Origin of the sequence: Neisseria weixii (assembly GCF_042658245.1) — a bacterium.
In the GTDB taxonomy this organism is placed as follows: Bacteria; Pseudomonadota; Gammaproteobacteria; order Burkholderiales; family Neisseriaceae; genus Neisseria; species Neisseria weixii.
In genome coordinates this window covers 1-12,914 of record NZ_JBHSPY010000005.1, presented here as the reverse complement: position 1 = coordinate 12,914, position 12,914 = coordinate 1, and the positions used below count along the sequence as shown (strand labels likewise).

The 12,914-nt window shown below is 48.2% G+C and carries 12 protein-coding genes and 2 pseudogenes; 6 read left to right on the top strand and 8 right to left on the bottom strand.

Translation table 11 applies throughout. The annotated features are described in order from the left end of the window. Positions 1 to 50: 50 nt before the first annotated feature. Entirely contained in the window at positions 51 to 971 is a 921-nt protein-coding gene (gene truB, locus ACFPVS_RS04385; RefSeq protein ID WP_096294994.1) for a tRNA pseudouridine(55) synthase TruB, read from the bottom strand. 71 nt (positions 972 to 1,042) lie between these two features. Next, the gene (rbfA, locus tag ACFPVS_RS04380; protein WP_096296097.1) at positions 1,043 to 1,414 is read right to left on the bottom strand and encodes a 30S ribosome-binding factor RbfA; all 372 of its coding nucleotides are present in this window, start codon (positions 1,412 to 1,414) and stop codon (positions 1,043 to 1,045) included. Between the two features lie 130 nt (positions 1,415 to 1,544). Between rbfA and ACFPVS_RS04375 the strand changes: the two genes are divergently transcribed. Together ACFPVS_RS04375 and ACFPVS_RS04370 are read left to right on the top strand one after the other, a co-directional pair. Beyond that, positions 1,545 to 2,585 (top strand): Gfo/Idh/MocA family oxidoreductase, encoded by a 1,041-nt coding sequence (locus ACFPVS_RS04375; protein ID WP_096294995.1) that lies wholly within the window; start codon positions 1,545 to 1,547, stop codon positions 2,583 to 2,585. 74 nt (positions 2,586 to 2,659) lie between these two features. After that, positions 2,660 to 3,877 (top strand): annotated as a pseudogene (locus tag ACFPVS_RS04370) (MFS transporter). 120 nt (positions 3,878 to 3,997) lie between these two features. Here the strand turns inward: ACFPVS_RS04370 and recA are convergent. The 4 genes from recA to ACFPVS_RS04350 form a co-directional block, all read right to left on the bottom strand. Next, positions 3,998 to 5,044 (bottom strand): recombinase RecA, encoded by a 1,047-nt coding sequence (gene recA, locus ACFPVS_RS04365; protein ID WP_378595441.1) that lies wholly within the window; start codon positions 5,042 to 5,044, stop codon positions 3,998 to 4,000. 301 nt (positions 5,045 to 5,345) lie between these two features. After that, positions 5,346 to 6,329: a lipoyl synthase gene (lipA, locus tag ACFPVS_RS04360; RefSeq protein WP_096294996.1), complete on the bottom strand. Its 984-nt coding sequence runs from the start codon at positions 6,327 to 6,329 to the stop codon at positions 5,346 to 5,348. Then, positions 6,329 to 6,943 carry a lipoyl(octanoyl) transferase LipB gene (gene lipB, locus ACFPVS_RS04355; RefSeq protein ID WP_096294997.1) on the bottom strand — a complete coding sequence of 205 codons (615 nt, stop codon included), beginning with the start codon at positions 6,941 to 6,943 and terminating at the stop codon, positions 6,329 to 6,331. The genes lipA and lipB overlap by 1 nt, the downstream gene beginning before the upstream one ends. 1 nt (position 6,944) lies before the next feature. Then, positions 6,945 to 7,232, bottom strand: coding sequence for a YbeD family protein (locus tag ACFPVS_RS04350; protein ID WP_123803896.1), 288 nt, complete (start codon positions 7,230 to 7,232; stop codon positions 6,945 to 6,947). A gap of 234 nt (positions 7,233 to 7,466) precedes the next feature. Between ACFPVS_RS04350 and lon the strand changes: the two genes are divergently transcribed. The 4 genes from lon to ACFPVS_RS04330 all read left to right on the top strand — a co-directional run bounded on the left by lon (position 7,467) and on the right by ACFPVS_RS04330 (position 12,175). Next, on the top strand, positions 7,467 to 9,920 hold the full coding sequence (gene lon / locus ACFPVS_RS04345; RefSeq protein ID WP_378595440.1) for an endopeptidase La: 2,454 nt from the start codon (positions 7,467 to 7,469) through the stop codon (positions 9,918 to 9,920). Between the two features lie 186 nt (positions 9,921 to 10,106). Further along, positions 10,107 to 10,376, top strand: a complete 270-nt coding sequence (locus ACFPVS_RS04340; protein WP_066078839.1) for an HU family DNA-binding protein — start codon at positions 10,107 to 10,109, stop codon at positions 10,374 to 10,376. 295 nt (positions 10,377 to 10,671) lie between these two features. Next, on the top strand, positions 10,672 to 11,283 hold the full coding sequence (locus tag ACFPVS_RS04335) for a riboflavin synthase subunit alpha (protein WP_378595439.1): 612 nt from the start codon (positions 10,672 to 10,674) through the stop codon (positions 11,281 to 11,283). A 25-nt stretch (positions 11,284 to 11,308) separates the two neighbouring features. Continuing rightward, entirely contained in the window at positions 11,309 to 12,175 is an 867-nt protein-coding gene (locus tag ACFPVS_RS04330; protein ID WP_096294998.1) for an ATP-binding protein, read from the top strand. Between the two features lie 46 nt (positions 12,176 to 12,221). Here the strand turns inward: ACFPVS_RS04330 and ACFPVS_RS04325 are convergent, their stop codons facing one another. Both ACFPVS_RS04325 and ACFPVS_RS04320 read right to left on the bottom strand, forming a co-directional pair. Further along, on the bottom strand, positions 12,222 to 12,593 hold the full coding sequence (locus ACFPVS_RS04325) for a Spy/CpxP family protein refolding chaperone (RefSeq protein WP_096294999.1): 372 nt from the start codon (positions 12,591 to 12,593) through the stop codon (positions 12,222 to 12,224). 236 nt (positions 12,594 to 12,829) lie between these two features. Then, positions 12,830 to 12,914, bottom strand: a pseudogene (locus ACFPVS_RS04320) (IS1595 family transposase); the annotation flags it as partial.

Genomic DNA, 12,914 nt, shown 5'->3' with positions numbered 1-12,914 from the left:
ATAGAAAAAAGGCCGTCTGAAAAAATTTTTTCAGACGGCCTTTTGTGTTTTTATTCGCTTGTATTCGCCGTATTCATCAAACGCAAGGCTTTCAGACGGCCTATGTCTTGTTGATACTCAACCAAACCGATAAATTCGCCTTGTTGGCTGTACACACGAATCGGTTGTTCATGCGCAATGTTTTCGGTGAACTGCGGGCGTTGGCCGAATTTCAACATTTCTACGGCGTGGTCATTGAGTGTGATCTTCGGCAAATGCTGCACCAGCACATCGCAAGGCAGTAAGAGCGCGTCGCGTTCGGCTTCGCTTAAGTCTGCCAATTGTTCCAGCGTGTGGCTTTGTGCGATGGTGAAACCGGCGGTTTCGGTGCGGCGCAGGGCGGTCAGGTGGGCGAAAGTGCCGATGTGTTTGGCGATGTCTTCGCTGAGGGTACGGATGTAAGTGCCTTTGCTGCAACGTACGTCAATCACGGCTTTGGGTGCGGCAAATTCTTGAATGTCAATCGAGTAAATGGTGATGTCGCGCGGTTTGCGCTCAATCACAATGCCTTTGCGCGCGTATTCGTAAAGCGGTTTGCCTTCGTGTTTCAAAGCGGAAAACATCGGCGGTACTTGGCGGATAGGGCCGGTCAGCGCGGTACAGGCCGTCTGAAATTCTTGTAGGGAAATATCAGCGCGGGCGGTGTCGATGATTTCGCCTTCGGCATCGCCGGTGGTGCTGGCTTCGCCCAGTTTCAGGGTGGCGGTGTAGGCTTTATCGGCATCAAGCAGATATTGCGCGAACTTGGCCGCTTCGCCGAAGCACACGGGCAAAAGGCCGGTGGCTAAGGGGTCGAGCACACCGGTGTGGCCGGCTTTTTCGGCGCGGTATAGACGGCGCGCTTTTTGCAGGGCGGTGTTGCTGCTCAAGCCTTCGGGTTTGTCGAGTAATAAAACGCCGTTAACAGGGCGTTTGCTGGGTTTGGTATTCATGGGATTTTAACTGTAAAAGACCGTCTGAAAGCCGGTTAAATGCTTTTCAGACGGCCTTTATTATGGATGGTTTAATCTTCTACCGGCTTTTCCGCCGCCACTTGGTCAATCAGGCTGGAAATGCTCATGCCGCGTTCTAAAGATTCGTCGTATTTGAAATGCAGCTCGGGAATTTTGAAGAGCTTGATGCGCTTGGCCAATTCGCTGCGCAAATGGCCTTTGGCATGCTCGAGCGCTTCTTCGGTGATTTCGCGGGTGCTGTCGTCCAATACGGTGTAAAACACGGTAGCGTGGCTGTAATCGCGGGTGACTTCGACTTCGTTGATGGTGATGAAACCGGCGCGCGGGTCTTTCAAATCGGTGCGGACGAGTTCGGCCAGTTCGCGCATGATTTGTTCACGAACCCGGTCTTGGCGGGCATAGCCGCGTTGTGGTTTTCGCATAATGTGTCCTTTCTGATGGCCGTCTGAGCTGGCTTGGGCATGGATCTTGTCAATCAAGCATATAGCCTGTTTCATTAATGCGCTATTATAGCGGATATTCTGTGATTAGGCCGTCTGAAAAGGAAATCGAATGAAAAAAATCAACATCGGCTTGGCCGGATTCGGTATGTCGGCACAAGTGTTTCATCTGCCGTTTTGGCGTGCGGACGGTCGTTTTGAGGTGGTGAAGGTATTTGAACGCAGCAGCGACAAGGCGAAAAGTGTGTTGCCGGAAGCGGAAATTGTGCGCAGTTTTGATAGTTTGCTTACTGACGACGTGGATTTAATCGTGATTACCACGCCAAACCAAACGCATTTTGAGTTGGGCAAAGCAGCCTTATCGGCGGGTAAGCATGTGGTGGTGGAAAAGCCGCTGTGTGCCACGGCGGAAGAAGCGTTAATCTTGGCCGATTTGGCTGATAAGCAGGGCGTGTTGTTGACGGTTTATCAAAACCGGCGTTGGGACAGTGCGCCGCTTACGGCGAAAAAGCTGCTTTCAGACGGCCTGTTGGGCGAGATTGTCGATGCGGAATTTCGTTTTGAACGTTATGCGGTAGGTTTAAATAAAAAACGCTGGAAGGAAACGGGCGGCGCAGGCGTGGGCTTGGTGTATGATTTGGGCTCGCATTTATTGGATATGGCGGTGGATTTATTGGGTATGCCGTCTGAAATTTATGCAGATATCCGCCATCAGCACGAGGGCGCGTTGAGCGACGATAATTTCGACATCGCGCTGTATTATTCAGACGGCCTGAAAGTTTCGCTTATCGGCACCAAATATGCCCGCGAGCCGTTGCCGTTTATGACGCTGCACGGTAAAAAAGGTTCGTACATCAAACAGGATGCGGACAATCAGGAAGCCTTGCTGGTCAGCGGTATGTTGCCTGAGGGTGATTGGAATGTGGAAACACCGCAAGAATGGGGCGTGTTGCACACGGAAATTGACGGCCAAGTCATGCGCCAAACCATACCGGGCGAACGCGGCGATTATGGTGCGTTTTATCGGAATCTTTATGCTGCCTTCACTGAAGGCGGGCCTTTGGCAGTCAATGTACGGCAAGTGGCGCAGGTGTTGGGCTTGATTGAAAAAGCTTATGAAAGCGCTCAGACAGGCAGACGGATTAAGGTTTAATGAAGTCATGAATACCGTCTGAATATTGGTTTCAGACGGCTTTGTTTATGTATTACTACCCATTAAAAGAAAATATGCAGACAGAGACTCATCAAACGAAATTATTGTGGCTGATTGCGTTTGCAGCGGCGGCGGTGCTGATGATTACCATGGGCATCAGGATGTCGCTCGGTTTGTTTGTGCAGCCGATGGTAAATTCCACGACGTTGAGTATTGCCGGTATCAGTTTTGCGATGGCGATGTGCCAATTGATGTGGGGCGTGATGCAGCCGCTGTCGGGCGTATTGGCGGATCGTTTCGGTGCGTGGCCGGTGTTGTTGCGGGGGACGGTTATTCTGGCTATTGGCTGTGTGCTAATACCGTCGCTTACCACCACTTGGGGTTTGACCTTTAAACATGGGCATAATGTTGGCGATGGGTGCCGGTGCGGGCAGCCATTCGATTTTGATGAGCCAAGTTTCCAATAAGCTGCCGCCATCAATGCGCGGTACGGCTTCGGGCGTGGTCAATGCAGGCGGTTCGTTCGGCTAATTTTTGTTTTCGCCGGTGTTGCAAGGACTGATTTTTTTACCTGCCATCGGTTGGCGCGGTGCCATGTATGTTTCGGCGCTGGTGAGTTTGCTAATTATTCCGATTGCACGTTGGCTGACACGCAGGGAATCGGGAGTGGTGGCTGTTCAGACGGCCTCGAATGTGCCATCTGAACAGACTTTAAAACAAGCCGTTTCCCAGGCATTTAAAGACCGCAGCTATATTTTGTTGCATCTGGGCTTTTTTACCTGCGGCTTTCACATTGCTTTTTTTGTGATGCATTTGCCGACTGAAGTGGCTTTGTGGTTTGCCGCCGACGGTGGCTTCGTGGTCGCTGGCGATTATCGGCCTCGCCAATTTGCTTGGCAGCAGGCTGGTGTGTGGGCAAATTCCGCAGTAAATATATTTTATTTTGGATGTATGGTTCGCGTGCATTGCTGATTTTGGTTTACTTGATGCTGCCGCGCACCGACTGGACGTTTTACCTATTCGCCTTCGGACTGGGTTTGACGCGGTTAGCCACTGTGCCGCCGACTGCCGCGATTACCGGTAAATTGTTCGGTTTGCGTTATTTGGCTACTTTATTCGGTTTAACTTTGTTGTCCCATCAAATTGGTGGTTTTCTGGGCGTGTATTTGGGTGGGGTTGCGTTTACGGCTTTGGGTGATTACAGCTGGATGTGGTACGCTGATGTGGCGTTTGCCGCTGTGGCTGCTCTGTTGAATTTACCAATTCGTGAGGAGAAAATGCCCAAGCTTTAAGCTGGAGGATATTTATTTTGAGATGGCATTGGTATCCAAAAGCCAACCAAAATAAAAAGAGCAGGTGTCAAACCTGCTCTTTTTTTAATGAGGCATTAAGCCTACGTTGTTGTTACGGTTTTACTCTTCAGGGCGTTCGCCATCGGTATCGTCGATTTTACCTTCGGTGATGTCGATGTTGATGCCGACTGCTGCGCGGATTTTGGCATCGATTTCGTTGGCGACCTCCAGATTTTCTTTCAGCCACAGGCGTACGTTGTCTTTGCCTTGGCCGATTTTCGCACCGTTGTAGCTGTACCATGCGCCGGATTTTTCAACGATGTCGTATTTCACGCCGATATCGATCAATTCACCTTCCCAGCTCACGCCTTCGCCATACAGAATATCAAATTCGGCTTGACGGAATGGGGGGGCCACTTTGTTTTTAATCACTTTGACTTTGGTTTCGTTACCAATCACATCGTCGCCTTTTTTGATTTGGCCGGTACGGCGGATATCCAAGCGGACGGAAGCATAGAATTTCAGTGCGTTACCGCCGGTGGTGGTTTCCGGGCTGCCGAACATCACGCCGATTTTCATGCGGATTTGGTTAATGAATACCACTAAAGTGTTGGTGCGTTTGATGTGGCCGGTCAGTTTACGCAAAGCTTGGCTCATTAAGCGCGCTTGTAAACCAACATGGCTGTCGCCCATTTCGCCTTCGATTTCGGCTTTCGGCACCAATGCGGCTACCGAGTCAACCACTACCATGTCCACACCGCCGGAGCGTACCAAGGTGTCACAGATTTCCAAGGCCTGTTCGCCGGTATCCGGTTGGGAAAGGTACAACTCTTCTACTTTCACTCCCAATTTGCGCGCATAAATCGGGTCGAATGCATGCTCGGCATCGATGAACGCGCACACACCACCTGATTTTTGGCATTGCGCAATTGCTTCCAAACATAAAGTGGTTTTACCTGATGATTCCGGGCCGAAGATTTCGACCACGCGCCCGCGCGGCAAACCGCCTACCCCCAAAGCCAAGTCCAAGCCGAGCGAGCCGGTTGAGATTACTTCTAAGTTTTCTTCCTGATGACTGCCGTCCATCTTCATGATGGAGCCCTTACCGAAGTTTTTTTCGATTTGGGCTAAGGCAGCGGCAAGGGCTTTGCTTTTTTCATCTGACATAATGGTGCTTTCTGTAAGTGTTGTCACGGATTTTCTAAGAATTTATTTAGCTATTATCGCATAAATTAAGAAAAAGTATAGTTTTATTTTGTTTTAATTTTCAAAAGGTCTGAATGATGTTTGAAATGTGCCATTACTTCCTATTAAAACAGGTTGTTAGGAAAATAAAGTATATGGCACTTTTATGCATATTTTGCTTGAAGTATAGCATAAAAGCTTTTTAAAGCTTTATCGACCAATAATAGAAAATGAAAAATCATGCCGTCTGAAAAGTTCAGACGGCATGACAAAAGTGTTTGACTTAGTGGCTGCAACCACTTCCGTGGCTTTCGCGTAGCGCTTCGGCAGCTTGTTCGTCGGCATGGTAGCTGGAGCGAACCATCGCGCCGATAGCAGCGTTGCTAAAGCCCAATTCATACGCTTCTTTTTCAAAGATTTTGAATTGTTCAGGCGTGACATAGCGTAATACCGGCAAATGGCCGTCTGAAGGTTGCAGATATTGGCCGATGGTAATCATCTCGATGTTGTGGGCACGCATATCGCGCATGATTTCGCGCACGTCTTCATCGGTTTCGCCTAAGCCGACCATGATGCCGGATTTGGTCGGAATGTGCGGCATCATTTCTTTATAACGGCGCAATAAATCCAATGAGTGTTGGTAGTTGGCGCCCGGGCGGGCTTTTTTATACAGGCTCGGATGGGTTTCCAAATTGTGGTTCATCACATCCGGAGGGGTTTCAGCCAAAATTTTTAGGGCAATGTCCAAGCGGCCGCGGAAGTCAGGCACAAGGATTTCGATTTTGGTGTTCGGGCTGCGCTCGCGGATGGCTTTAATACAATCGGCAAAGTGTTGCGCACCGCCGTCACGCAGATCATCGCGGTCAACGGAAGTAATCACCACATAACGTAAGTTCATCGCGGCAACAGATTCGGCGAGATTTTGCGGTTCATCTGGATCTAACATGTTGGGACGGCCGTGACCCACGTCGCAAAACGGGCAGCGGCGGGTACAAATATCCCCCATAATCATGAAGGTGGCCGTGCCTTTGCTGAAGCATTCGCCGATGTTCGGGCAAGATGCTTCCTCACACACCGTGTGCATTTTTTGTTCACGCAAAATATCTTTGATTTCAAAGAATTTTTTAGAAGGTAATTTGGCACGAATCCATTCCGGCTTTTTCAATTTTTCCTGTAGCGGTACCACTTTAATCGGAATGCGGGCGGTTTTGTCGGCACCGCGCAATTTTACGCCGCGTTTGGGGTGGTCAATTTTAATTTCGCTCATCATGATTCTTTCGAGTTCAGTTGCGTATTCAGATGGCCGGTCAGCTTATCGGCCACTTGCGCAAGCGTTGGACACGGATTGATGAAATCCGCGATTTGGGTCATTTCCATACCGGCATAGCCGCAAGGATTGATGTGGCTAAACGGGCTTAAGTCCATATTTACATTCAAAGCCAAGCCGTGATACACCGATCCGTTTTTGATGCGCAGGCCGAGCGAGGCGATTTTACGTGTGCCAACATATACGCCGGGGCGTTTCGGGTCGGCAGCGGCTTCAATGCTGTATTCGGCCAATGTGGCGATGATGCTGTTTTCGAGTGCAGAAATGATGCGGCGCACGCTGGTTTTGCGGCGCTTGAAGTCAATCATGGTGTAAATCACCAATTGGCCGGGGCCGTGATAAGTGATTTGGCCGCCGCGGTCGATTTGAACTACGGGAATATTGTCGCGAATCAGCAAATGCTCGGGCTTGCCGGCCAAACCTTGGGTAAACACCGGAGGATGCTCCACCACCCATAATTCGTCTTCAGTATGTTCGTCGCGATTGGCATTGAAGGCTTTCATCGCTTCGAATGTCGGCTGATATTCTACCAAGCCTTTCTGCACGATTTTCATCTTAGTAAACCACTTTCACCATTTCGTGCGAAGTCAGGATGCGGTAGATATTGTCAAGCTGCGCTTTGCTGGTGGCTTCAATTTTTATAGTGGCGCCGGTGTAGTTGCCTTTGCTGCTTGGGCGGGTGGTTACATGCGCTTCGGTGGTATTTGGAGCATGTTCCTGAATCGCAGTCAAAATAGAGCTGACAAATTCAGGATGGGTAATGCCCATCACTTTTAACGGGAAGATACACGGAAACTCAAGCAGGGTTTCGGCTTGCTCGGGGGTATGGGTTTGATCAGACATGAGGTATTCCTTAGTTAAGGCCGTCTGAAAGCCGATCAATGCTGTTCAGACGGCCTGATTTTGTGTTCAGGCATATTTTAATGCAAACGCCAAGCCTTGTTAACCTGACTTGTCCTTGCATTTAAAATAGTTATCGGGCAAATATGCGCATTAAGCCGATTTTCAAGTCTTGAAATCCAATCTTTCAGCCCAACTTATGAGACAACTTGATTCAAAACCGCAAGAGATACACATATGTCAGAAGACAACAAATATTTTGAGGAATACAGCACGCTGGCCACTTTGCCGCTGCGTGATGTCGTGGTTTATCCGCATATGGTGCTGCCGCTGTTTGTCGGCCGCCCCAAATCGATTGCTGCGCTGGAAATGGCGATGAGCAACGATGATCCGGTGTTTTTGCTGGCGCAATTGGATCCGAATATCGAAGAGCCCTCTGCCAAAGATTTGCACCGCATGGGTACGGTTGCCCAAGTGTTGCAGGTATTGAAACTGCCGGATGGCACGGTCAAAGTATTGGTAGAGGGCGTGCGCCGTACCCGTGCCCTGACCGTGGAAGACAAAGGCGATTTATTCTTGTCGCACGTTGAAGCCGTGAATGAAAATGAAGACGAAGCCAATCCTGATATGGAAGCGCTGCGCCGTACTTTATTGTCACAATTTGAGCAATACGCCAAATTGAACAAAAAAATTCCGGCCGAAGTGGTGAATACCATTAACGGCATCAGTGAAAACAGCCGCTTGGTAGACACCATTGCCGCGCATTTGCAATTGAAGCTGGAGCAACGTCAAGAAATCTTGGAAACTGCCAGCATTGTTGGCCGCATGGAATTTTTGCTGGGTCAATTAGAAGCCGAACTCGACATCATGCAGGTTGAGAAGCGTATCCGTGGCCGTGTGAAGCGCCAAATGGAAAAATCGCAGCGTGAGTATTATCTGAATGAGCAAGTCAAAGCCATTCAGAAAGAATTGGGTGAAGAAGACGAGCGCGGCGAACTGGATGCGCTGGAAGCCAAAATCAAAGCAGCCGGCATGAGCAAAGAAGCGCAAGAAAAAGCTTTGAGCGAATTGAAAAAGCTGAAAATGATGCCGCCAATGTCGGCCGAATCGACTGTGGTACGCAATTACATCGATACGTTGCTGGATTTGCCGTGGAAGAAAAAAACGCGCGTAATCAAAGATATTGCCAAAGCAGATTTGGTATTGAATGCCGACCATTTCGGTTTGGAAAAAGTTAAAGAGCGTATTTTGGAATACTTAGCGGTGCAAAAACGCAGCGACAAACTGAAGGGGCCGATTCTGTGTTTGGTCGGTCCGCCGGGCGTAGGTAAAACTTCGTTGGGCCAATCGATTGCCAAAGCCACAGGCCGCAAATATGTGCGCATGGCTTTGGGTGGCGTGAAAGATGAAAGCGAAATCCGTGGCCACCGCCGTACCTATATCGGTTCGATGCCGGGAAAAATCATTCAAAGCATGATTAAAGCAGAAGTGAAAAATCCGTTGTTCTTGCTTGATGAAATCGACAAATTGGGCAATGATTTCCGCGGTGATCCGGCTTCGGCTTTGTTGGAAGTACTCGATCCGGAGCAAAACAACGCGTTTTCTGATCACTTCGTCGAAGTGGATTACGATTTGAGCGATGTTCTGTTTATCGCCACCTCCAACAGCATGAATATTCCACCGGCCTTGCTCGACCGCATGGAAATCATCCGCCTGTCAGGTTACACCGAAGATGAAAAAGTCAGCATCGCAATGCAGTATTTGGTGCCGAAGCAAATGGAACGCAACGGCGTGCGTGATGGTGAAATGGTGATTGAAGAATCTGCCGTACGCGATATCGTGCGTTATTACACACGTGAGGCCGGTGTGCGCTCGCTTGACCGCGAAATTGCTAAAATCTGCCGCAAAGTGGTGATGGCGGTGCAACTGAAAGAAGATGCACAAAAAGCCAAAACCCGCAAAACCAAACTGAAAGCGATTGTGGTAAATGCCGATAATCTGCATGATTATCTGGGTGTGCGTCGCTTTGATTTCGGTGTGGCTGAGAATGAAAACCGTGTGGGTCAGGTAACCGGTTTGGCGTGGACGGAAGTTGGCGGCGAATTATTGACCGTAGAAGCCGTGGCTTTGCCGGGTAAAGGCAACATTCAATCGACCGGCCAATTGGGCGATGTGATGAAGGAGTCGGTGACTGCGGCTTGGTCGGTATTGCGTTCACGTGCCGAATCAGTCGGTTTGGCGCCGAACTTCTACGAGAAGCAAGATATGCACGTGCATGTACCGGAAGGTGCTACGCCGAAAGACGGCCCGAGCGCAGGTATTGCCATGACTTTGGCGATGGTTTCTGCGTTTACCGGCATTCCGGTGCGCGCTGATGTGGCGATGACGGGCGAGATTACCTTGCGCGGCGAAGTATTGCCGATTGGCGGTTTGAAAGAGAAACTGCTGGCGGCATTGCGCGGCGGTATCAAGCATGTGTTGATTCCGAAAGACAACGTTAAAGGCTTGGAAGAAATTCCGGAAAATGTGAAAACCGGTTTGGAAATCCATCCTGTGAAATGGATTGACGAAGTATTGGCTTTAGGTTTGGAATATCAGCCGCAGCCTTGGCAAGCACCGTTGGAAAGCGTGGAAACCTTGGCCGAAAGCCCGAAAATCAAGCCGTCAAGAGCCAAAGCGACAAAACACTGATTTGGTGTAAATGTGTTGTAAAAGGATACGGGTTTGCTTGCAAAGCCTGAAAAATAAAGCAATTCCGTATCTTTTCGCTTGACATGGTAATTTCAGAATTGCTATAAAGCACACAGGTACTCAAAAGTACGAAAAGCCCGAATCATCGGGTTCTCCATTATTTTCAACGATAGGAAGGGACTGATTGTGAACAAGTCTGAATTAATCGAAGCGATTGCTCAAGAAGCTGGTATTTCAAAAGCGGCTGCCCAAAAAGCATTGGATGCGACTACTAATGCCGTAACCGAAGCGCTGAAAAAAGGTGACACTGTCACTTTAGTAGGTTTTGGTACTTTCTACGTTGGCGAACGTGCCGAGCGTCAAGGCCGCAACCCTAAAACTGGTGAGCCTTTGACCATTGCTGCTGCTAAAACTCCTAAATTCCGTGCCGGTAAAGCATTGAAAGACGCACTGTAATCCTTCACCCGGCCTAGTGATAAAAACCGAATCAGATGATTCGGTTTTTTGTTTGGATAAATATGATCCAGTCACGAGCCGTCTGAAAAATAGAGACCTTCGCAAAACTCATGAACACCAATAAACCCTACAGGCCGTCATTCCCGTCTGCGCGGGAATAACGTTGATTTTGTATGCGTGGGCTTTTAAAGAGGTTTTGCAGAGGTCTCAGGCCGTCTGAAAAATACACATGCTTTCAGACGGCCTATTGAATTTTGCGTTACAATTCTATTAATCAAAAAGACAAGGCATTAAAATGTTTACAGGTATTGTACAAGGCATGGGGCGCATTGTTGCCGTGAACCAACTATCGCCCGATTTCCGTACCCATATTGTCGAGCTGCCGCCCGGTATGGCTGATAATCTGCAAATCGGCGCATCCGTTGCCAACAATGGCTGCTGCTTGACCATTAGCGGAATTGATACCAATCAAGTCAGCTTTGATTTGATGAACGAAACCTTAGCCAAAACCAATTTAGACCGTCTGGAAGCAGGGGATTGGGTCAATTTGGAGCGGGCTGCTAAATTTGGCGACGAGATAGGCGGTCATGTGATGAGTGGCCATGTGATGGCCACCACCACGATTACGCGTATTGAAGAAAACGAATTCAACCGCACGCTTTGGTTTCGCCTTCCTGCGGATTTGAAGCCTTACATCCTAACTAAAGGCTTTGTCGGCTTGGATGGTTGCAGCCTCACCATTGGTGAAGTGACCGATGATGAATTCAATGTACACCTGATTCCCGAAACCTTACAGCGCACTTTATTCGGTGCCCGCCAAGTCGGTGATGAAATCAATATTGAAATCGATCCGCAAACACAAGCCATTGTCGATACCGTTTTACGTGTGATGGCGCAAAATAAATGACAGGCCGTCTGAAAAGAAAAACACTATGGAACTAGCTGAATTTTTAAAAAAAGCCGATGCGGTATTAAGCCGATTGGATTTGATTTTACCGTCAGAGCAAGCTGCTATTGATTGGAACGCATTGGCTTATCGTTGGCAAAGTGTGGGGCGCAAAGGTGTTTTGGAAAGTCTGCCCAATCCGCACACTTTCCCGCTTAGTCGCTTGGCAGCAGTCGGCTCGCAAACCGAGCGTTTGATTCGCAATACCGAACAGTTTTTAGCAGGCCGTCCGGCGAATAATGTGTTGCTGACCGGTTCGCGTGGCACGGGTAAATCATCGTTGGTAAAGGCGTTGCTGCATGAATACGCCGATCAAGGCTTACGTTTGGTTGAGGTGGATAAAAGTGATTTGATAACGTTGCCGGCATTGTTGCCGCTTTTGGCCGGACATGATGAAAAATTCATTATTTTCTGTGACGATTTGTCGTTTGAAACTGGTGATGAAACCTACAAAGCATTAAAAACCACCTTAGACGGTGGCTTGTCGCAACGTTGTAGTAATGTGTTGGTATACGCCACGTCTAACCGTCGCCATTTAATGCCCGAATACATGGATGAAAACGGCGGTACCACCGGCATTCGCGGTGAAATCCATCAAAAAGAAGCTGTAGAAGAAAAAGTCTCTTTATCGGATCGCTTCGGTTTGTGGTTGAGCTTTTATCCGTTTGACCAAAATGATTATTTGCAGGCGGTGGAAAATTGGTTGGGCAACTTTGGCGTGCCATACGATGAAACAGCTAGAAAAGCCGCTTTATTGTGGGCGCAAATGCGCAGCAACCGCTCAGGCCGATCGGCATGGCAGTTTGCCTGCGATTGGGCAGGGCGCTTGCCTGAACAGCGTGTAATCGATTAACAAAAGACACTTGAAAAAGTACCTTTTGATTGGGTGCGAAACAATATTAACGTAAACAGGTATTCATCCAAACTTCACGTTGGACCGGACTTAGCAGATGATAAATTCGGTGTTGGATTGCCAATTCGTCAACAGCAAAATCCATACGCGACAGATAGCGGCTTTCAACATAATCACGTGCATTATTTTGATCAAAATTAGGATTGATCAAAATCTTCATAATATTACGGCGGCGTGTGCGGTCGGTACGCTGTTCTTTTTTATAGGCTTTGTCGGCAGCGACTTTATAATCGGAACGAATACGGCGCAGCGCAGAGTGTTGCTCTTGGGTCAGATTTAATTGGCGGAAATTGCAATTGGGATGGAAATCATCCAATTGTGAAGAATGGGGTGCGGCATAAATGACATTGCTCCACATTAATAAGGCTGCAAACGATAAAACCTGAAATACAAGAGAGGATTTCAACACAACACACACAGCATTTTCCTAATTTTGAATACATATGCAATATAACGGAGATGCATGTCAAAGGCGGTTTATACATGTTAATTTTGGTTGGATTATGGCTAATTATAAATTAACAAACATCAATGTATGCTTTATTTTCAGTAAGTTATAAATCATGTAATTATTTTTGGGGCTGTACTAGATAACTAGAATAAATTCTGCTTTACTAATTGTTTTAAAATAGAACAAGAGACTTTATCTCACTGTGGTTAAAACGCCATTCACATTCCT

Coding starts and splice junctions, on each gene's coding strand:
- ACFPVS_RS04375 (WP_096294995.1), top strand. CDS start 1,545: ATGAAAAAAATCAACATCGGCTTGGCCGGATTCGGTATGTCGGCACAA.
- ACFPVS_RS04335 (WP_378595439.1), top strand. CDS start 10,672: ATGTTTACAGGTATTGTACAAGGCATGGGGCGCATTGTTGCCGTGAAC.
- recA (WP_378595441.1), bottom strand. CDS start 5,044: ATGTCAGATGAAAAAAGCAAAGCCCTTGCCGCTGCCTTAGCCCAAATC.
- rbfA (WP_096296097.1), bottom strand. CDS start 1,414: ATGCGAAAACCACAACGCGGCTATGCCCGCCAAGACCGGGTTCGTGAA.
- ACFPVS_RS04350 (WP_123803896.1), bottom strand. CDS start 7,232: ATGTCTGATCAAACCCATACCCCCGAGCAAGCCGAAACCCTGCTTGAG.
- lon (WP_378595440.1), top strand. CDS start 7,467: ATGTCAGAAGACAACAAATATTTTGAGGAATACAGCACGCTGGCCACT.
- ACFPVS_RS04330 (WP_096294998.1), top strand. CDS start 11,309: ATGGAACTAGCTGAATTTTTAAAAAAAGCCGATGCGGTATTAAGCCGA.
- truB (WP_096294994.1), bottom strand. CDS start 971: ATGAATACCAAACCCAGCAAACGCCCTGTTAACGGCGTTTTATTACTC.
- ACFPVS_RS04325 (WP_096294999.1), bottom strand. CDS start 12,593: ATGTGGAGCAATGTCATTTATGCCGCACCCCATTCTTCACAATTGGAT.
- lipB (WP_096294997.1), bottom strand. CDS start 6,943: ATGAAAATCGTGCAGAAAGGCTTGGTAGAATATCAGCCGACATTCGAA.
- lipA (WP_096294996.1), bottom strand. CDS start 6,329: ATGAGCGAAATTAAAATTGACCACCCCAAACGCGGCGTAAAATTGCGC.